This window comes from Lysinibacillus sp. NPDC047702 (assembly GCF_050272555.1).
Lineage (GTDB): Bacteria > Bacillota > Bacilli > Bacillales_A > Planococcaceae > Lysinibacillus.
This window is the reverse complement of sequence record NZ_JBNNMG010000061.1, coordinates 1-19622: the sequence shown is the minus strand read 5'-3', so window position 1 is coordinate 19622 and position 19622 is coordinate 1. Positions and strand designations below refer to the sequence as shown.

19 protein-coding genes, 1 pseudogene and 1 riboswitch are annotated in these 19622 nt (G+C 37.2%); of the genes and pseudogenes, 6 read left to right on the top strand and 14 right to left on the bottom strand.

What is annotated here, in order from left to right; genetic code table 11:
- Window position 1 precedes the first annotated feature (1 nt).
- Window positions 2–370, bottom strand: a complete 369-nt coding sequence (locus ACQKIM_RS22085) for a BlaI/MecI/CopY family transcriptional regulator (protein WP_427548154.1) — start codon at window positions 368–370, stop codon at window positions 2–4.
- Window positions 371–570: 200 nt separating this feature from the next.
- On the opposite strand from ACQKIM_RS22085, the pseudogene ACQKIM_RS22080 reads away from it, so the two are divergent.
- Window positions 571–823, top strand: a pseudogene (locus tag ACQKIM_RS22080) (site-specific integrase); the annotation flags it as partial.
- 57 nt (window positions 824–880) lie between these two features.
- On the opposite strand, the gene guaA reads toward ACQKIM_RS22080, so the two are convergent.
- From guaA to ACQKIM_RS22020, 12 genes are all read right to left on the bottom strand, one after another.
- A complete protein-coding gene (gene guaA / locus ACQKIM_RS22075) occupies window positions 881–2434 on the bottom strand; it encodes a glutamine-hydrolyzing GMP synthase (RefSeq protein WP_427548152.1) in 1554 nt (517 codons plus the stop codon).
- Between the two features lie 149 nt (window positions 2435–2583).
- Window positions 2584–2685, bottom strand: a riboswitch (purine riboswitch).
- Between the two features lie 35 nt (window positions 2686–2720).
- Complete coding sequence (locus ACQKIM_RS22070; protein WP_427548151.1) at window positions 2721–4901, bottom strand: transglutaminase TgpA family protein; 2181 nt, start codon at window positions 4899–4901, stop codon at window positions 2721–2723.
- Window positions 4898–6079, bottom strand: coding sequence for a DUF58 domain-containing protein (locus ACQKIM_RS22065; protein ID WP_427548150.1), 1182 nt, complete (start codon window positions 6077–6079; stop codon window positions 4898–4900). The genes ACQKIM_RS22070 and ACQKIM_RS22065 overlap by 4 nt, the downstream gene beginning before the upstream one ends.
- Window positions 6076–7020 carry an AAA family ATPase gene (locus ACQKIM_RS22060; protein ID WP_427548148.1) on the bottom strand — a complete coding sequence of 315 codons (945 nt, stop codon included), beginning with the start codon at window positions 7018–7020 and terminating at the stop codon, window positions 6076–6078. Before ACQKIM_RS22060 ends, ACQKIM_RS22065 begins: the two co-directional genes overlap by 4 nt.
- Window positions 7021–7214: 194 nt before the next feature.
- Window positions 7215–7895 (bottom strand): ABC transporter ATP-binding protein, encoded by a 681-nt coding sequence (locus ACQKIM_RS22055; RefSeq protein WP_427548146.1) that lies wholly within the window; start codon window positions 7893–7895, stop codon window positions 7215–7217.
- The gene (locus ACQKIM_RS22050; RefSeq protein WP_427548169.1) at window positions 7892–8701 is read right to left on the bottom strand and encodes an ABC transporter permease; all 810 of its coding nucleotides are present in this window, start codon (window positions 8699–8701) and stop codon (window positions 7892–7894) included. The genes ACQKIM_RS22055 and ACQKIM_RS22050 overlap by 4 nt, the downstream gene beginning before the upstream one ends.
- Window positions 8701–9153, bottom strand: a complete 453-nt coding sequence (locus ACQKIM_RS22045) for a nitrous oxide reductase accessory protein NosL (RefSeq protein WP_427548144.1) — start codon at window positions 9151–9153, stop codon at window positions 8701–8703. Before ACQKIM_RS22045 ends, ACQKIM_RS22050 begins: the two co-directional genes overlap by 1 nt.
- On the bottom strand, window positions 9150–10421 hold the full coding sequence (locus ACQKIM_RS22040) for a right-handed parallel beta-helix repeat-containing protein (RefSeq protein ID WP_427548142.1): 1272 nt from the start codon (window positions 10419–10421) through the stop codon (window positions 9150–9152). Before ACQKIM_RS22040 ends, ACQKIM_RS22045 begins: the two co-directional genes overlap by 4 nt.
- Window positions 10422–10481: 60 nt before the next feature.
- Window positions 10482–11126, bottom strand: coding sequence for a nitrous oxide reductase accessory protein NosL (locus ACQKIM_RS22035; protein WP_427548140.1), 645 nt, complete (start codon window positions 11124–11126; stop codon window positions 10482–10484).
- Between the two features lie 218 nt (window positions 11127–11344).
- Window positions 11345–11665, bottom strand: a complete 321-nt coding sequence (locus ACQKIM_RS22030; RefSeq protein ID WP_427548139.1) for an NAD synthetase — start codon at window positions 11663–11665, stop codon at window positions 11345–11347.
- Between the two features lie 150 nt (window positions 11666–11815).
- Window positions 11816–12640, bottom strand: a complete 825-nt coding sequence (gene nadE / locus ACQKIM_RS22025; RefSeq protein WP_427548137.1) for an ammonia-dependent NAD(+) synthetase — start codon at window positions 12638–12640, stop codon at window positions 11816–11818.
- A 17-nt stretch (window positions 12641–12657) separates the two neighbouring features.
- Window positions 12658–14118 (bottom strand): nicotinate phosphoribosyltransferase, encoded by a 1461-nt coding sequence (locus ACQKIM_RS22020; RefSeq protein WP_427548135.1) that lies wholly within the window; start codon window positions 14116–14118, stop codon window positions 12658–12660.
- Window positions 14119–14430: 312 nt separating this feature from the next.
- On the opposite strand from ACQKIM_RS22020, the gene ACQKIM_RS22015 reads away from it, so the two are divergent.
- Window positions 14431–14772, top strand: coding sequence for a P-II family nitrogen regulator (locus tag ACQKIM_RS22015; protein ID WP_427548133.1), 342 nt, complete (start codon window positions 14431–14433; stop codon window positions 14770–14772).
- Between the two features lie 13 nt (window positions 14773–14785).
- Complete coding sequence (locus ACQKIM_RS22010; RefSeq protein ID WP_427548131.1) at window positions 14786–16081, top strand: ammonium transporter; 1296 nt, start codon at window positions 14786–14788, stop codon at window positions 16079–16081.
- 219 nt (window positions 16082–16300) lie between these two features.
- On the opposite strand, the gene ACQKIM_RS22005 is transcribed toward ACQKIM_RS22010, so the two are convergent.
- Window positions 16301–16801: a methylated-DNA--[protein]-cysteine S-methyltransferase gene (locus ACQKIM_RS22005; RefSeq protein ID WP_427548130.1), complete on the bottom strand. Its 501-nt coding sequence runs from the start codon at window positions 16799–16801 to the stop codon at window positions 16301–16303.
- A 107-nt stretch (window positions 16802–16908) separates the two neighbouring features.
- Here ACQKIM_RS22005 and ACQKIM_RS22000 point away from each other — a divergent pair, with 107 nt between their 5' ends.
- The 3 genes from ACQKIM_RS22000 to ACQKIM_RS21990 all read left to right on the top strand — a co-directional run bounded on the left by ACQKIM_RS22000 (window position 16909) and on the right by ACQKIM_RS21990 (window position 19437).
- Window positions 16909–17640, top strand: coding sequence for an ABC transporter ATP-binding protein (locus ACQKIM_RS22000; protein WP_427548128.1), 732 nt, complete (start codon window positions 16909–16911; stop codon window positions 17638–17640).
- Window positions 17637–18389, top strand: coding sequence for an ABC transporter permease (locus ACQKIM_RS21995; protein WP_427548126.1), 753 nt, complete (start codon window positions 17637–17639; stop codon window positions 18387–18389). Before ACQKIM_RS22000 ends, ACQKIM_RS21995 begins: the two co-directional genes overlap by 4 nt.
- Window positions 18390–18462: 73 nt before the next feature.
- On the top strand, window positions 18463–19437 hold the full coding sequence (locus ACQKIM_RS21990) for a proline dehydrogenase family protein (protein ID WP_427548124.1): 975 nt from the start codon (window positions 18463–18465) through the stop codon (window positions 19435–19437).
- The last annotated feature ends 185 nt before the right edge of the window (window positions 19438–19622 follow it).

Sequence of the window (19622 nt, the reverse complement as noted above, 5' to 3'; positions counted from 1 at the left end):
TTTAATCCCTCTTTTCTTCCACCCATTTAAGCAAAGAAGCTAAATCTTCATTAGAAATAGTATCGGATTTATAGAGTGTGCCTACTAAATTCATAAATGAGTTTTTATGATAGAGCTTCATAAAATGAACTGTTTCAAAATGTAGATAATCGTCTTTTTCCACTATCGGATAATATAAACGCTCCTTGCCTTTTTTCTCACTGCGAAGAAATCCACGTTCAGTTAATCTATTCATAAGAGATACTACGGTTTGAATTTTCCAATTGTTCTCATTGCCTATACTCTCCATTATTAAGCCTGTCGTAATGGGAGGATCACTTTCCCAAGCTACTTTCATAATTTTAAATTCTGTTTCAGGTAATTTTTTCATATATACTCACCTCTTTCATTTAAGACAATTGCCTTAATTAATATAATACATCTGTCTTAAATGGTTGGCAATATGAAATTGGAATAAGATGGGCGAATACAGTTTTTTGCAAAAAAATCTTATTCTTTTTATCCACAAACCTTTTTTCTTATAGTGGTTAATCATGTTTGATAACCGTGGCTAATACATTATCTGGAATACTACGCCATTCCCATGCCTCTCAACTCATTAGTATGAGAATTATAAAAACCCTTTAAAACATGAAGATATTGAAGCAACTTTAGGACATATGAACATCTATATCCAAATAGTAACTTTGAAGTTAAATTACCCAACAAATTAAACAGAATCATCTCTTTTAAAAAAGCAAAACAAAATGGTGATTCCTCCCCTAAACCTAAAAATGAGTTTACTGTAAGTTATTTACGTAATACAAAAATAAAAAGTGTTTAGAAATCGAAAAAAGAGTTAGAAACCCTTATACATCAAGGGTTTCTAACTCTCCTACTACTATTCCCACTCAATCGTTGCAGGTGGCTTAGATGTAATATCATACAGTACACGGTTCACGTGTTTTACTTCGTTTACTAGGCGTACAGAGATTTTTTCTAGTACATCCCATGGGATACGTGCCCAGTCAGAAGTCATACCATCGATAGATGTTACGGCACGGATACCGATTGCGTAGTCATACGTACGTGCATCGCCCATTACGCCGACTGAACGGATATCAGGTAATACCGTGAAGTATTGCCAAATGTCACGTTCAAGACCAGCTTTTGCGATTTCTTCACGTAGGATGAAATCTGATTCGCGTACGATTTCAAGCTTTTCTTCAGTTACTTCACCAAGTACACGGATACCAAGACCTGGACCTGGGAATGGTTGGCGCCAAACGATTTTTTCATCAAGACCGAGCTCTAATCCTAATGCGCGCACTTCATCTTTAAACAAAGTTTTAAGTGGCTCAATTAATTGGAATTGCATATCTTCTGGTAAACCACCAACATTGTGGTGTGACTTAATAGTTTGTGCTGTAGATGTACCTGATTCAATAATGTCAGTATAAAGTGTTCCTTGTGCTAGGAAGTCCATTCCTTCAAGCTTTGATGCTTCTTCATCGAAGACATAAATAAATTCATTACCGATAATTTTACGTTTTTTCTCAGGGTCAGATACGCCCGCAAGTTTATCCATGAAACGTTGACGTGCATCAATTTTGATAAGATTCATGTCGAAGTCTTCAGTAAATGTTTTCATTACTTGCTCAACTTCACCTTTACGGTTTAAGTTGTGGTCTACAAACATACAAGTTAATTGATCACCGATTGCTTTATGAATTAAAACCGCAACAACAGATGAATCTACACCGCCAGAAAGTGCACATAATACTTTTTTGTCACCTACTATTTCACGGATTTTCGCGATTTCAAGCTCAATAAAGTTTGCCATAGACCAGTCGCCCTTTGCTTCACAAATATCGAACACAAACTGACGTAATAGGTCATTACCATATACAGAGTGACGTACCTCTGGGTGGAATTGTACTGCATAAAGTTTACGTTCTACATTCGCCATTGCAGCAATTGCACAAGAAGCGCTTGTTGCGATTACTTCAAAACCAGCAGGCACTTCTGTCACATGGTCACCATGACTCATCCAAACAATTTGCTCAGATGGCAGCTCCCCAAATAGTTTATTGGAAGTTGTAACTTGGATTTCTGCTTTCCCGTATTCACGAGTTTCAGCACCTTCAACTTTACCACCTTGTGTATGTGCCATTAACTGCATACCATAGCAAATACCTAAGATTGGTAAGCCTAATTCGAAAATAGCTGGGTCTACATGGAATGCTTTTTCGTCATAAACAGAGTTTGGACCACCTGAAAAGATAATACCAGTTGCATTCATGTCTTTAATTTCTTCTGCTGTTATTGTGTGGGGGTGTAGCTCACTGAAAACACCAAATTCACGGATACGACGCGTAATTAATTGGTTAAATTGGCTACCGAAGTCTAGTACAACGATTTTTTCTTGCTCTTTTAATAAAGGGCTAGCTGACAAAATTTCCACCTCTTCTACTATTTTTAAAGGATATCTTCAAGTGTTCAAAGAAAAACGCGTATGAAAGTAAAAACTTCCTACGCGTTCATAAGCTCTTGAAATATAAAGGCGAATGCGTAGCAAAGAAAAGTGATCCGTACTTCTCACCTAACCAAAACATTCGCCTTCATAGAGAAATCATTTGCGGTGATCTCGTAGAAACATTCGAACCTTATTATCGAACTTATATGAAAGCAATCCTTATCATATATAATTTTTTTCATTTTACTCTTTGTACCCACTAAAATCAACTGATTGTGCGATTGATTAAATATTCCCAACTTTCTTTCAGTTCCTTAAAGTCAACATCTTGCGCTTCCTTGCCATAAATATGTTGCTCATAAACTACAGTTAATTTTTGCATTTCATCTGTCTCTAAAGATGCATCCACCCGTTCAGCAAATGCCCGTAATGTTTCACCATCTTTTCGACGTAAACCAATGCGTGATAACTGTTTCATTAAATCATGATAAGAAGCATCAAAATTTGTCCAATCTGCTTCTTTTTTACGATATGCTCTTATTTGCATTTTAGGTATCCACGTTCTACGTTTCGTATACAATGAAATACTAGTAGCAATGAGCAAAACAAGTAAAGCTAGCCATACATATTTAAGTTTTTTCATCCATGTCCATACTACATCTAAGCTAAATGTTGAACTACTAGCCTTCTGTTTTGGTTCTTGCTCTTTTTTCGGCTGATCCTTTTTTTCTTCTGGCTGAGTGACTTGTTCTTGCTGAGGCGTTTCTCGTTCAATATCATAATCAATATTCACATTTCCTGTAAAGCCAATCGTTGGCTCAAACTCCATCCAGCCTGTTCCAGGTACATACGCCTCCACCCATGAGTGTGCATTATCATTTGTAATGCGATACTCACGCAAACCATCTGACATTGAACCAGCATCACCTGGCGCAAAGCCTTTTACCCAGCGAGCTGGAATACCTACCGACCGCAAAAGCACAACCATCGATGTTGAAAAATTATCACAGTAGCCCACTTTTGTATCGAATAAAAATTGATCAACATAATCCTGATCCTCAGCAGGAATAGCTGCTGCAGTTTTATCGTATCTAAAACCACTGATAGAAAAATATCTTTCTATTGCTTTGATTTGATCATACACCGATGCTTTATCCTGTGTTATGTCTAACGCCAATTCTCTTACACGCTGTGGAAGTGTATTTGGTAACTGCAAAAAGCGATTAAAGGATGGGTCCAAGGTCTCCAGCATGGATGGTTTTGACAGTTGAAGTTGCTCCATGCTATAGACTGGCTCACTATATGATAGTGTATAGCTTGATAATAATTTGTCCTCATCACTTTGTTGCTCTATTGCTATTTTTTCAGTTTGCTCATCCTGTATAAACATGGTTGAATCCTGGGCTGAAACTGACAGCATCCCATACGTTTGAATTAAAAATGGCATCGGAACAGCAATGTCCATCTGAATTTCACGTGTTTTTTCTGGAGATCCTACCTGTAAAGAAGTTAAAATAGGTGTATCAGCTTGATAATAATTTTTTCCAAAGTTTCCTTGTGAAAGAATCCATCCTTTTGATGTATAGGTATCCTTTGTATCTATACGCCAATAGTGGCGATCACGAGAAGTGGCTGTAAAAACTAATGTATTATCGCCCTGAAATGGTCCGCCTAATCGACTATCATCATCACTATAACCAACTGACTTTTTCCCCGAGCCCGAATCGCCTTGTCCTGCAATCCCTTTGATAAATGGTACAGGATCAGCCCAGGTCGGTCCTGTCTTCGGCAATAAAAACGCTACTCCACTGACAAGAAGTACAGAAACAATCATAGGTATAACAAGCTTCCACTTTCCTATTGTATTATTCGTTGCATCGACCTGGAGCCATAGCCGCTTGACAAAAAGTAGGCCTGTCATTATCAAACCCAATATAATAACTTTTACAATTGCTACTTTGCCATTATAATCACTAAATGTATCTAAAGTAGCAATAAAAAATACTGTTAACGCAAAGAAATAGAATATATTATTTCGTACCGTTATCCAGTGGTGAATTAAGTATATTAACATCCAAATAAGAGCAAGGAAAAGCACTGTTCTAAACGAATCGGATACTTGTCCAAATTCTCCTGAGAAAATGGCTGTCATATTCCATTTCCATTCATGTATTAAAAACGGCAATGTGTTGCCTGATAAAATAGGTTCTTTACTAAATACAAATACTACAAACCATGTAATATATCCTAATTTAACCAACCCGGAAAATAGTGGCTGTACTCGGAATAAGCTAAGTGCTAGGGATAGACCAATAAACACTAAAAATAAATGAAGTAAACCAGTATTAGTTAGCTCCATTACAGGAATAAGCCATTCACGTAAAATTAAAAAAACAATTACATACGCAATCGTTAATTCTATAAAATCTCCTAATGTTTTTTTCACGGCCTCATCACCTCCGTGAACAAATGATAATAATCAAGTGGATTAACATGAACAACTTGTATTTGCTTATAACGCTTAGTTAAATCTGTTTGTAAAGGTGGCTGTTCTGCCACTACAAAACAAATACAGCTTTTCACCATAGTGGCGAGAGTATGTAATAGTTCATCAGATACTTCGCTCGTAACATATAACATTGTTGCAATATGCTTAAAGGCTTGTTGATCTCGTAATTGGAATTTAACATTTTCTGTAGGCTTTATAGCAGCTAAATGATGCATAACTTGATCTAACTGCTTATTCCCTTGAATAGTTGGAAACACCTTCGTATCGGCACCAGCTGAAACAAATGAAATATCTCCTCGTTCATCAACTATCGTTTGTAACATGGATGCTACTAGCTCAATTTTCTCTTCAAATAACGGTGATTTTTTCGCATGGAGCACTAACATCAGCTCCTGCGATTGACGATCCTCAAATTCTTTTGATTGTAATGTTTGTGTTTTTGCGAATGATTTCCAATGAATCCATGAAAAACGATCGCCAGGAACGTACTCACGTAGCCCAACAGCCATTGAAGTATCCTTAACAATGGAATAAGGGGTCATCATTGATCCAGCATCAAATTTTGTTTGAAGAGCGGCATATTTCATTTCACGAACTCTTGGATAAATTAAGATCACTTGTTCTTTTTCTGCAGAAACACTTTTTTTTGCCCAGCCAAAGAAATCACTGAAAACAATAGTCACACCTAGGTAACGATGCTCACCGCGCGGCATATTTTCTAGCATATAACTCCAGCTAAATTTTTTCTTAAAGCCTACAAACAAAACGCCATTTGCTCCTTGTACCTTCGATTGCACAAGGGACTCACTGTTTACAAGCTCCTCCATCACCATATAAGCAAATGGGAAACGTGTTTTTCGCTCTACAGTAATTGTCACCTTCGCTGATTGCCCACTTTCAATATGAGATGGTTCAATTTCACGTTCTACAAGTAAGATATTTTCCCTTACTAATAAGAAAATAAAGGCATACAACAAAAATGGACTAACTGCAAAAAATACAAACCAGCTAACAAAGCCACCCTGAAACATAGCATAGCAAAATGTAAAAATGATTAACAAAGATACTAATAAGAAATGCTTACTTTTCTCTATCAATACTTTCCATTTCTTCATTGCTCCGCGAACCTCTTTGTTGGTACAGGTGTTTTTGCAATAATGCGCTCAATAATTTCTTCTGCTGTTACGTTATCATATCGCGCATCAGGCTTTAATACTAATCGGTGACTAAAGACAAATGGTACAAGATATTGGACATCATCCGGTGTTACATAACTGTGCCCTTTTATAAAAGCATAGGCTTGTGAGGCTTTCATTAGTGCAATCGTTGCACGAGGGCTTACCCCTAAATGTACATAGCTATTTTCCCTTGTTTGTGATGCTAACTCCACCATATAATTTTTGACAGAATCTTCGACATACACACCTTGTACAAGTTCCTGCAATTCTTTCAATTGTTCAACTGTTAGCACCGCTTTAATTTTTTCAATTGGTTTACCATTTTCAGCTCGACGAAGTATCTCTACCTCTTCTCTTCTAGACGGATAACCCATTTTTATCTTTAGTAAAAAACGATCAAGCTGTGCCTCTGGTAACGGATATGTGCCTTCATGTTCAATTGGATTTTGCGTTGCCATTACGAAAAAAGGTTGCTGGATTGCTAGGGTGTTCCCATCAATTGTGACAGATGCTTCTTCCATTCCTTCAAGCAACGCAGATTGTGTTTTTGGTGATGTACGATTAATTTCATCGGCCAGTACAACATCTCCCATAATCGGGCCAGGTCGAAACTCAAATTCCATTGTCTTTGGATTATAAATAGATACCCCAACTACATCAGAAGGCAATAAATCTGGTGTAAATTGTATTCTTTTAAATTGCGCATCAAATGACTTTGCTAGTGCTCGCACCATCATTGTTTTACCAACACCAGGTACATCCTCTAGTAAAATATGCCCTCTCGCCAGCAAAGCGACTATACTAAGCTCAGCAACCTCTCTTTTGCCAATCATTACTTTCTCTATATTTTCTAAAACATCTTGTATTTGCGAATTCATAAATTATAAAACCTCCTATTTCACCCTACAATTATTTGAATTGCACGATAACTTATCTTAAGCATAACGAAATATTGCTAGTAAGACAATTATATGAAATTCTATCCATTACTTTAGCACGTAAAAGAAGACTTGTCTGAATCCCTTCAAACAAGTCTACCCACTTACATATAACGTCATTACCTATCAAAATGTTACAGATTTAATTTTTTTAACCATAAATTCTCTAATGAAGATGATTTTTCTTGTAAAAGAATTTCCTTTAAGCTTCCTGAGATAAGTATTTTCCCCTCATGCAGAACTAACACATCGTCTGCAACCTCTTCAGCAAATGCAAGTAAGTGTGTGGAAAATATAACCGTACAACCTTTGTTTTTTTCCTCGAGCATCATTTTTTTAAGCTCAGCTATCCAAAACGGATCAAGTCCATTTGTCGGCTCATCTAAAATAAGCAAAGAGCCATTGCCAAGCAAGCTTTGAGCAAGGTTCAGCCTCTGACGCATCCCTTTCGAGAATTGCTTTACCCTCTGTTTTCTTACATCCCATAGCGCAACACGTTTCAGTACATTTTCTTGTTCCTCCTTGTCAACGTTCTTGAAGGAGGCAAGTAGCTGTAAAATTTCTATCGCTGATAACATAGATGGAAAGTCCACATCATCTGGCATATATCGAATAGATTGGGGTTTATGCCAGATAATTTCACCTGACTTTTGCTTTTCCTGTCCTGTTAACAGACGAATTAACGTACTTTTGCCAGCGCCATTTCCTCCCACAAGAGCTAGAACACGCCCTGTTTGTAGGGAAAAAGAAGCTTCCTGAAGCCCTCTCTTATTGTCATATATATGTGATAAATTGTTTGCTTCTAATAGCATCATCTTCTTCCGCCTTTCTTTAAAAGCCTACTACTGCAAGCTAATGGGGAAATGACCCAAAGCAACGTTACAGCGCCATATACCGTGTAACCTACTGATGATGAGTAAAACTTTGTCACACCATAAAATGCTGGACCAAGCACACTAGCTTGATTTGTAAAAATAAAATAGCCAAAGCGCAGCCACTCTATAGGATTAATATGTATCGCAATAATGGTAAGCTTTTGCATCACATGACCTGCTACAACAGTTCCTATAGCCATCAAAGCATAAGAAATAAGCAATAAAAAAATGGACCAAAAAACTAGTGATAACGACAGTGCATTTAATCTAGTTTTGGCAAATGCTCCAATTGAAATGGCTAACGACACAAAAATAAATATACATAGCAAAGTTAGCGTGATGAAAATAATTGGCAAACGAACACCGCCTAAAATTCCACCTAGCGTCAAGATAACCCCAAACGCTGACAGCACGACCAATAAAAAAGCTAGTACAGTAGCTATATATTTCCCTGTAATGTATTGCATGCGTGTCATTGGATATGTCTTTAACAACGAGTACCAACCAGTTTCCACATCACCAGCTACACTCATACTGCCAATGGTTAGGATAAATAACGGCAATAGAAATAGTAATACGTTTAAAAATGAGGCGGTTTGACGTGTAAAGCCTTCTACATCTGGTAGTGCCATTTGCTGAATAACGACAATAGCTGTAAAAACGAATGTAAATAACAGACACACAAGTTGCATCCATCGACTTCTAAGCATTTGCTTCAATTCTAATTTAATCAGCATACTATACATCACTCATGTATCCCCCAATTAAAATCGTGTAAATCCTTATAATGAAGCAGTTTCCCCTCTCCCTCTTGTGTCATCCACTCCTGTGCTGCCTGTTTTGTATCAAAGGCCACTACACCATAATTCATTGGTGTCCAATACTCCTTGTTGTACACATACACAGCTTTAAAAACATCAATCCATTCATTTTTTGCCGCATCTTTAATATAGGCTGCCCCAATTTCCTTATCACCATTTGAAGCTATATATTCCATCAAGCAGCCAATATCATCAAAAATTTCATAATCACCATTTTTCAGGGCAATTTGACCAGCATAAGCATTATGAACAATGCTCATATTACAAATTTTACAAACATCTGTCTCACTAACAATTTCACGAGGCTCATATGTTTTTTCACTACAGCTCGCCAGTACACCACAGCACAATAAGATCATCATTACCCATTTTTTCATTCCGTTATCCCTCTTTTCCATAGCCATAAACTACTTACTAGCAAAAGCAAACCTGCTATTGCTTGTACAACATCTAGTTTGTTATGTTCTATTTCATGATTTATCGTTAATCTCGGTGTATGATCTACTAACACCCTTGATTCCGTTTTATTAATTTGCTGATCTAGCGATGTTAGTAAAACAACACTTGGAGAGGCCACAAAATATTGGTAGACAGGCTGTCGCACCATCCACTGTCCAAAGCTTGACATTGCCACATATGGAACATCCCCATACCCATTCCCTTTCATATCAATACCTGTATAATCATCATAATAATTACTATCAAGCTGAAAACCTAACCGATCAGAGCGAGCTGTTAGGATATTACCAGTAAAGCTATTATGACTAGCCTTTGTGTTATCACTTACCTTTGTTCCCTCAACTGCAGTTTGATTCATTTGAAAATCATTTGTATCAATTTGTATCATCGAACTTTTTTGTAATGCTAGACCTGTTCGATTATTTTTGATGATATTATTTGCAATTGAAGCTCGCTGCACGTCATACAACAGCATACCGTAGCCATTATAATTAAAATGGTTCTCAACGGTGTTGTTTTCTAAAAAGATATCTGTGGTCATCATGACCATAAAACCAGTAACATTAGAAAGATAGTTATTAAAAAATGCCTTCGCATCACTTGTATACATAAAATGTGTGGCATAACGACTCTGTGTCACATTGTTATGTTGGACAACAATGCTTTTGACTTCCTCTACATAAATTCCATCCTGCATCTGCTCAATATGATTATTTTCTATAAGGATGTCTTCACTTTTATAAACGGCGATACCATTACCTTTCTCTGCATAGTGCCCCTCACTGCCAGTTACATGAATGTCATGTATATGGATGTTATTGGAGCGTTGAATATGTACACCCGTAAAAGCATCTTTAATGTGTATATTACTAAGCTCAAGACCATCAACATTACTAGCAACAATTGCCTTACTTTTTCCCGATAATTTTAAATTTCTGATACTGATAGTTGCGGTGTTTGCAATTCGTAGTGTCGGCTCATTACTTTTCGAAATAAATTCCGTTCCATCCTCACCAAGTAATGTTAGTGGCTTTGTAACAATAAAATTACCTTGATATTGACCAGCAGGAATATGAATAACCTCACCAGGAGATGCTGCATCAATAGCTTCCTGTATATCGAATTCAGCGTACACTGTGTGGCTCATAAATAGAAAAAACAAAAATGCAAAACCTACTTTCTTCACCGTTCCTCACCTCGCATTTCAGCATGAAAAGACTAGAGGAATTCCCCTAGTCCTTTTCTATTAATGATTATGACCTTGATCATCATGATTCATCTCTTCCATATGCATGGAATCTGATTCACCATTGGCTTCTTTTTTTGCTTTTTCTTCCATCATTTTTTTACGACGCTCCAATGCATCATCCTTAATCTTTTGTAACTCCTCTACATGTGCACTTGGATTATCCGCAATAAATTTGTCTGCCTCAGCCTTGTTAATGAAATAAATATAGCCCCAGTTCATCGGTGATTTCAGGTCTGTTTTGACGATAGTTACATCTTCTACTTTCGCCCAATTCTTTGTGATATAGTCTCGCACAAATTTTTCATTTTTTTCCTCGTTGGCAACCTCAGCATTTAATAAACAGCCGATATCATCATAAAAGGCGATTGTTCCATCCTCTTTTATTGCCTGAGTAGAGAACTCTCCCATTTCTTCGTCCTTCATATAAACCTTCATATTACACATTTCACACAATGTATCTTCCTTAGGCTCTTGTAAACGTGGATCCACTAAGGAAGCAACTTGAACCGAATTATCCTTTGCTTCCGATTCATTTCCTGCTACCTCTTGCTTCGATGCTTCTTCCTTAACCTCTGTCTTTTCTGTACCGCAAGCCGTAAGTAAAAATAATACTGCAAGTACAGGTAACCATAATTTTTTCACAACCGCTTCCCCCAATTTCTTTATTCTGTTACTACCAATTACTTTACAGTTCAATTGTGAAATAAGTAAAAAAACACTGTGAAGAATTGGAAAAATTATCTTGAATATTCATTGAACGTTTTGATTTCAAATATTTTGAATAAAAGATATTCATTTTCTGCTTTTAATATAAAAACTCTCCCCATCTATGGAAAGATGAAGAGAGTTTTTATACATGTCTATATAGAAGAGCGGTAACTATTTAGAAGCTTCTTTTGCTTGCTAAGACGATTTAATTTATCGGCTGTTTCATTTAATTCATTACGTATTTGTAAATCATATGCATGATCTAAAGAACTAGCCTCTATTTTATTTGACCGCGGCTGATGATCTTGTTTCGTACGATTCACTTGCTTCTTTTCAGTGTTTTTTTGCATACTATTTTTAAACTGTTGCTTCGGATTTTGCCCAAAATTATGACTTATATCCCCTGCATGTAGATACTGTTGTTCGTTACGAAATGTACTATTAGTCGTTGCACTTACTCTAGAAGTCCTCATAAATAATTACCCTCCTTTACTTTTTATCAACTTTATAGGTATATATATCGACATTTTATGCGAAAGCTTAATAACACAGAATCAAATTAAATAAAAAAAGAGCCCTATTCAAAGTTAATCCTACTTTAAATAAAGCTCTTTTCCTAAAAATCACTTCCAAAAATCATCAAATATTGTAATCGGCATATGGCGTTTATGTCGAGAACGTAAATAATATCCTTCTAATGTAATACGTGCTTCTTCAGGAATAGTCTTTCCCTCTAAATAATCATCAATCTGATCATATGTTACACCAAGTGCTAGTTCATCTGGCAAGGATGGGCGATTTTCCTCTAAATCGGCAGTTGGTGTCTTTAAATATAAGTGCTCTGGGCAATCAAGTGTAGCTAATAATTGTTTACCCTGACGTTTGTTCAGGCGGAAGATGGGCATTAAATCCGCGCCCCCATCTCCAAACTTTGTGTAAAAACCTGTAATTGCTTCAGCGGCGTGGTCTGTTCCTAATACGACAGCATTATTCATAGCAGCAATAGCGTATTGCGCCTTCATTCGCTCACGTGCCTTTTCATTCCCTTTCACAAAATCGCTTACCTCAATTCCAGCATCCGCTAATGCTTGAACGCTTGCATTGACAGCACCTTTAATATTCACTGTTAAGGTTTTTGTTGGTTTAATATAATCGATGGCATCCTGACAATCCTTTTCATCAGTCTGAACACCATATGGTAAGCGTATAGCATAAAAAGAATATGTCGTTTCCTCTGACTCGACATTTAACTCATCCACCGCAAGTTGTGCTAACTTTCCTGTTAATGTAGAATCCTGGCCACCAGATATTCCAAGAACAAACCCTTTTACAAAACTGTATCTATGGGCATATCCCTTTAAAAAATCGATGGATTTACGAATTTCCTCCTGCACATCAATAGCAGGCTTCACTCGTAATTCCTGAATGATTTGCTGCTGTAAAGTCATTTACTGTCCACTCCTTACTATAATCGATTGACCATTTCTTGCACTTCTTCAATATTGCGCATTTTATTGTCCCAACATTTTTGGCTTAAATCGACAGGGTATTCCTCAGGATTCATGGCACGCTTATATTCATCCCATAACAGTTCTAAATTATCCGCAGCATAGTCGCGCATTTCTTCCAATGTTGGATTTTGATAATTAATGGTACCATTTTTAATCACATGCTGATGTAAGTTTGTTGCTTCGAAGTTTGTAACAAATTTAGAAACAAACGTATGAACAGGGTGAAACATTTTTATTCGCTCCTCGGCTTGGGGATTTTCATCCTGCATCGTAATATAATCTCCCTCTGCCTTTCCATTCTTTCGATCAATAATTCGATAAACATTTTTAAGACCTGGCGTTGATACTTTTTCAGCATTCGCAGAAATTTTAATTGTATCTTCTAATTGACCCTCGTCATTTTCTATGGCAACCATTTTATAGACAGCCCCCAAAGCAGGTTGATCGTACGCTGTAATAAGCTTTGTACCGATTCCCCATACATCTACTTTTGCACCTTGTGCCTTTAAGTTCAAAATAGTGTATTCATCTAAATCATTGGATACGATAATTTTGGCTTTGTGAAAACCTGCTTCATCTAGCATACGACGCGCTTCTTTTGACAAGAATGCAATATCTCCACTATCTAAACGAATTCCAATGAAATTAATTTTGTCGCCAAGCTCTTTAGCCACTTTAATTGCTGTTGGCACACCTGATTTTAGCGTATTGTAAGTATCCACAAGGAATACGCAATCTCGGTGGCGTTTTGCATACGCATGGAATGCATCGTAATCATTTTTATAGGCTTGAACAAGTGCATGTGCATGAGTACCTGACACTGGTATATGAAAGAGTTTCCCTGCACGAACATTACTTGTGGAGGCAAAACCACCAATAAATGCAGCCCTTGTCCCCCAGATGGCCGCATCCATCTCCTGAGCACGCCTTGTGCCAAACTCCATCGCAGCTTCATTTTTGATAATTTGTTTAATACGACTAGCCTTTGTTGCAATTAATGTTTGGTAATTCACAATATTAAGAAGGGCTGTCTCAATTAGCTGTGCCTCTACTAATGGTGCTTCAATGCGGACGATTGGTTCATTAGCGAAAACAAGCTCACCCTCCACCATGGAGTACATATTTCCTGTGAATCGAATATTTTTCAGATAATCAATAAAGTCATCTTTATAGCCTACCTCTTCTCGTAAATAGGTAATATCTGATTCGCTGAAACAAAAATTGCGTAAATAATCAAGCATTCTTTCTAATCCAGCAAAAATGGCATACCCATTGCCAAATGGTAATTTTCTGAAATATAATTCAAAAACCGCTTTTCTATTATGTATACCATCCGCCCAATACGATTCTGCCATATTGATTTGGTATAAGTCTGTGTGTAGCGCTAAGCTATCATCTGCATAATTTGATCTCACAAGAAACCCCTTCTTCCGCTTTGATAATTAGTCCTAGTATACACTATATACCCAAATTCTTGCGTTTTACATTCTTCTGTTTCTATGTTAGATTTCCTTACATAAATAATCAGAAAATTTAGAACTTGACACATTTTAGACATAAATTTTAGTACCGCTTACATTCCCCTTATAAAAACATTCCGCTAAAAATATTACGTAATACGAAATATTCAATGTTATAAAACATAACATATTTATTTAAAAAACAATTGCGTAGTTTTTAATGCCGTTTTAACATGTAAATTAAATTAACGCAAGGAGCTGGTTTCAATGAAAAAAATCGAAGCAATCATTCGTCCTGAAGTTTTCGGCGCCGTTAGGGACGGACTTGCACAGGAAGGAATTGCTGGGCTAAGTGTTTCCGAAATTGCAGGCTGTGGTCGTCAGCTAGGTCGCACTGGTTTATTCCGTGGCAACACATATGAAATTGAATTTTTACCAAAGTTGAAATTGGAAATGATTGTTGATGATGAAAAAGTTGATCCTATTGTGGAAGTACTTTTACGAGATGCTGCAACCGGCAAAGTTGGTGACGGTAAAATTTTCATTTATCCGGTAGAACAGGCAATTCGAATCCGTACCAAAGAAGTCGGATCAATTGCAGTAGAATAAGGGGGAATTATATATGGATGAAGTTCTGTTATCGGTTAATTTAGTTTGGGTGATGTTAGGCACAATTTTAGTATTCTTTATGCACGCTGGGTTTGCAATGGTTGAGGCTGGCTTTACACGTTCTAAAAACGCGGTCAATATTATTATGAAAAACTTCCTTACGATTTCACTGGGCGGCATTGTTTATTTTTTATGTGGTTACGCTATTATGTTTGGTGATACTGCTGGAGGATTATTCGGTACAAGTGGCTTTGCTTTAAAAGGTGTTGATGATCTTTCCTTCTTTATCTTCCAAACAATGTTCGCAGCAACAGGCGCAACCATTTTATCTGGAGCGGTGGCTGAACGTACAAATATTTTTGCTTATATCGGCGTTATTATACTCATGACATTAGTAGTTTACCCGATTGTTGGTCACTGGGTGTGGAGTGGTCAGGGCTGGTTAACTGATCTTGGATTTATTGATTTCGCAGGCTCTACTGTAGTTCACTTAACAGGTGCTGTAGCAGCATTTGTAGCAGCAGCAATAATCGGACCACGACTTGGTAAATATGAGAATGGTCGTGTTAATGTCATTACAGGACATAGTATTCCTTTAGGCTCTCTAGGTGTATTTTTACTTTGGTTCGGTTGGTTCGGCTTTAATGGTGCGTCTACATTAACAGCTGATCCTGAACTAGTGCCTGGTGTTATTGCCAATACATTCTTTGCAGCCTCTGCTGGAGTGGTCGCAACTGCTTTCTATACGAAGTTTCGATATGGTCACATCGACGGCTCACTGACATTAAACGGTGCCTTAGCAGGACTTGTAGGTATTACGGCTGGTGCAGCTAATGTTAGTATTATTGGTTCTATTATTATCGGTATAATTGCAGCTCCATTACTTGTAGAAGGAGTACGTATCATCGAATGGAAATTAAAAGTTGATGACCCGGTTGGTGCCATTGCCGTACATGGAATCTGTGGTATTTGGGGTACTCTTGCAGTTGGCCTGTTTGATATTAGTGGTCAAGGATTACTTTACGGTGGCGGCATCAGTCTTCTAGGTGTGCAAGCGATTGGGATTATTGCTACCATCGCCTGGGTTAGTATTTCCGTAACAATCGGTTTATTTATTATTAAAGCATTTGTACCATTACGCGTTTCTGCTGAGGAAGAAATCGCTGGTCTGGATGTTATCGAGCACGGAACACCGGCCTATGAATACCAGGATATATTCAAAGGCACTGCTGTTAAAGGTGAAACATTCGCTCATCGTTTAACACATTTCGGTAAAACACAAACCAATGCTCAGGAAGAACATGTCTAGTGCTGATAAAGCTTTATTGAAATTTCAAGAATCTGCATGGCATCCTTAGATGGCATGCAGATCTTTGAAATAACACCCCTGTGGACTTACTGATCATTACTTAGGGGTATTTCGCTCATTTCTATGGTCAGGGTGCTCATTTGCACTCAATCATATGACTTTGTTGAGGTAAATCCTATATTATCAGCGCATACGTTATCAAAGCCACTTGTTCTTTTTTTAATCTTTCTCTATTTCAAGTAAAAATTCTTTCATTGCCAATCCACTACGAAAACCTGTTAACTTGCCATTTTTTCCAATCACTCGATGACATGGAATAATCGCTAATATTGGATTTGCTCCTATTGCACCACCTACTGCTCTTACCGACTTCGGATTACCGATGCGGTGTGCGATATCTGAATAAGAAGCCGTTGTTCCATATGGCAGCTCCATCAGTGCATCCCATACAGCAAGCTGAAATGGGGTCCCTTTAACATGTATGGGCAAATCAAATTTTGTAAGCTCTTTATTGAAATAAGCGGTAAATTGCTTAACATATGGCTGTAGCTTTACTTTATTCTCCTCAAAACGATAGCCTTTAAATGGCTTTTTGGCCCATACTTCTACCTCTGTAAAAGGTGCATTTGGTGTTCCAATATATACAAGACCTTCATCTGAGGCTACGATATACATATTGCCTTGTGCATATGTTAGTGTATCTACATATAATACATTCATTCCCTACTCTCCCCTTACATTTTATAATAGACCATAATTTGGCTGTAGCCCTCATTCATTTCATGATACAGTTATTGTACCTATTAGTATAAAGGAGTTTCAACTGTATGGATATGTTATACGAGCCTTCTATTCACCTTCAACAGATCAGCTTTTCTGCAAATGACAAGACCATCTTAAAATCGATTACTGGATCTTTCCCTAAAGGGAAAATTACCACTTTGGTTGGTCCATCTGGTGCTGGCAAAACAACTCTACTAAAATTATGTAATGGTTTATTATCACCTACAGATGGTCAAATATTAATTGATAATCAACCTATTTCTACATACGAGCCAACTGCTTTAAGGAGACATGTCAGTATTGCTCTTCAAGCAGCACCTATGATCAACGGGACTGTATTTGAAAATCTCGAACTTCCTCGTTCTTTACAAGGACAAAAGCTTACAAAAGAAGAAGCCATTCAATATTTACAAGATGTTGGACTCGATCAAAGCTATTTACAACGCTCTACAAATGGGTTATCAGGTGGACAACGACAAAAAGTCTCGATAGCGAGAACGCTTATTAATCAGTCCTCCATTTTATTATTAGATGAAATTACCTCTGCCCTGGACCGTCAATCTGTCCAGGACATCGAGACACTCATTGCTACCATTAACAAAAAATACGATGTCACTATGATCTGGATTACACATAATTTGCAGCAAGCACTAACAATTGGGCACTTCACATGGGTTATGATGGATGGTGAGCTCATTGAAACAGGAAGAAGTTCCTTACTGAAAGCCCCTACAAATCCACGTGTCGCAGAATTTGTACAGGGGGTGGACATATGACATTTACAACACTATCTCTCACATTAATTTTTGTTTTACTCCCTCTGCTACTATCAAAAACATTAAAGCTGGGACTTGAGAAAGATACAATCATTGCTACGATTCGCTCTATTATACAACTGCTTGCAGTAGGCTATATTTTAAAATTTGTCTTTGAAGCCCAAAGCTATCTTTATATTTTCCTTATGGTTGCATTAATGATTATAGTAGCAACATTAAATGCTCGCAAAAAAGGAAAGGGTATTCAAGGTATTACGTGGAAAATAGCTCTAACTTTAGTTGTAATTGAAGCTGTCACACAAGGCGTTTTACTTGGCTTTCATATTGTTCCAGCAGCTGCACAATATATTATTCCCATTAGCGGCATGCTAATTGGTAATTCAATGGTGTTATCCATTCTATTTTTAAATCGTTTTACTGCAGAGATCACCAGTCATCATGATGAAATAGAATTAATTTTATCTCTTGGTGGCACACCTAAACAGGCTATTCATCGTCAGCTAATGAATGCTGTTAAGGCCAGTATGATTCCTACAATCGAGAGTCAGAAAACCATTGGACTCGTTCAATTACCAGGCATGATGAGTGGTCAAATTATCGGTGGTGCTGATCCCATACAAGCAGTACAATTTCAACTATTAATCATTTTTGCCCTCCTCACAACAGCGACATTATCAAGCATAATGATAGGCTTTTTAAGCTATCCTGCTCTTTTTAATGAACGCATGCAAATACTTGAAATGAAATAACGGTTGTGGTGAAATCGATATATCTTTTATAAATTATGTTATACTAAAAAGAAAAGCAGTGAGGAGAATGACCATGGTATTACGCGATTTTTTCATCCATTTATCTGAAAACCAACTATTAAATAGTGCTGCAAAAAAATATGGCCTTAAATTAGGAGCACAAAGTGTAGTAGCTGGAACAAATATTGACGAAACAATTGCAAGCATCAAAGAACTGAACGCACATAATATCTCTTGCACAGTGGATAATTTAGGGGAATTTGTTTCAACTGAAGAAGAAGCAACAAAGGCAAAGGAACAAATCCTCGCTGTTATTGAAGCTATTCATGAAAATGGCGTTGATGCCCATATTTCGTTAAAACCATCACAATTAGGATTAGATATCGATGTTGATTTTTGCTACGATAATTTATACGAAATTGTAGAAAAAGCAGCGGCTTATGATATATTTATTAACTTCGACATGGAAAACTATGGTCGTTTACAGACATCATTTGATATGGTTGAGGAGCTTTCCAAAACTTTTAAAAATGTGGGTACTGTTATTCAATCTTACTTCTACCGCGCAAAAGACGATATCGAGAAATTTAAGGACTATCGTTTACGTATCGTAAAAGGTGCTTATAAAGAGCCTGTTGAGGTTGCCTTCCAAGATAAATTAGATATTGATTTAAATTTCATTGAGTTAATCGAATACCATTTACTTCATGGCAAATTTACATCCATTGCAACACATGATCATAATGTGATTGCACATGTAAAACGCTTTGTAGCGGATCATAATATTCCACTAGATAAATTTGAATTCCAGATGCTTTATGGTTTCCGTACAGACATGCAAAAAGAGCTTGCTAATGAAGGCTATAACTTCTGTGTATATGTACCATTTGGTGAAGATTGGTATGGCTACTTTATGCGCCGTTTAGCTGAGCGTCCTCAAAACCTTAATCTTGTGACAAAACAAGTATTTACGAAAAAAACGAATACAGTCCTTGCGGTAGCAGCAGGTGCATTCGTACTTGGACGTTTAACAAAACGCAAAAAATAAGCATAGAAAAACCTTATCGTTTTTTTAGACGATAAGGTTTTTTCATGTTGTCGAAATACTATTATGTCAATGAAATCAAGGTGACAAATTAAAAGTATAGCCCTTTTTCAAAACGAGAGGTTGATCTCCGTTCCGACTGAGTGCTTTCCTGGGGGCGTCCGATGAGCCGCTTCACTCGCGTTGCT

Bases quoted from the DNA above. Each gene is read 5' to 3' on its own strand.
- ACQKIM_RS22050 (WP_427548169.1), bottom strand. From the start codon at position 8,701: ATGTATAGTATGCTGATTAAATTAGAATTGAAGCAAATGCTTAGAAGT.
- ACQKIM_RS21990 (WP_427548124.1), top strand. From the start codon at position 18,463: ATGGTATTACGCGATTTTTTCATCCATTTATCTGAAAACCAACTATTA.
- ACQKIM_RS22065 (WP_427548150.1), bottom strand. From the start codon at position 6,079: ATGAAGAAATGGAAAGTATTGATAGAGAAAAGTAAGCATTTCTTATTA.
- ACQKIM_RS22060 (WP_427548148.1), bottom strand. From the start codon at position 7,020: ATGAATTCGCAAATACAAGATGTTTTAGAAAATATAGAGAAAGTAATG.
- ACQKIM_RS22055 (WP_427548146.1), bottom strand. From the start codon at position 7,895: ATGATGCTATTAGAAGCAAACAATTTATCACATATATATGACAATAAG.
- ACQKIM_RS22000 (WP_427548128.1), top strand. From the start codon at position 16,909: ATGGATATGTTATACGAGCCTTCTATTCACCTTCAACAGATCAGCTTT.
- ACQKIM_RS22030 (WP_427548139.1), bottom strand. From the start codon at position 11,665: ATGAGGACTTCTAGAGTAAGTGCAACGACTAATAGTACATTTCGTAAC.
- ACQKIM_RS22015 (WP_427548133.1), top strand. From the start codon at position 14,431: ATGAAAAAAATCGAAGCAATCATTCGTCCTGAAGTTTTCGGCGCCGTT.
- nadE (WP_427548137.1), bottom strand. From the start codon at position 12,640: ATGACTTTACAGCAGCAAATCATTCAGGAATTACGAGTGAAGCCTGCT.
- ACQKIM_RS22045 (WP_427548144.1), bottom strand. From the start codon at position 9,153: ATGAAAAAATGGGTAATGATGATCTTATTGTGCTGTGGTGTACTGGCG.
- ACQKIM_RS22085 (WP_427548154.1), bottom strand. From the start codon at position 370: ATGAAAAAATTACCTGAAACAGAATTTAAAATTATGAAAGTAGCTTGG.
- ACQKIM_RS22005 (WP_427548130.1), bottom strand. From the start codon at position 16,801: ATGAATGTATTATATGTAGATACACTAACATATGCACAAGGCAATATG.
- ACQKIM_RS22010 (WP_427548131.1), top strand. From the start codon at position 14,786: ATGGATGAAGTTCTGTTATCGGTTAATTTAGTTTGGGTGATGTTAGGC.
- ACQKIM_RS21995 (WP_427548126.1), top strand. From the start codon at position 17,637: ATGACATTTACAACACTATCTCTCACATTAATTTTTGTTTTACTCCCT.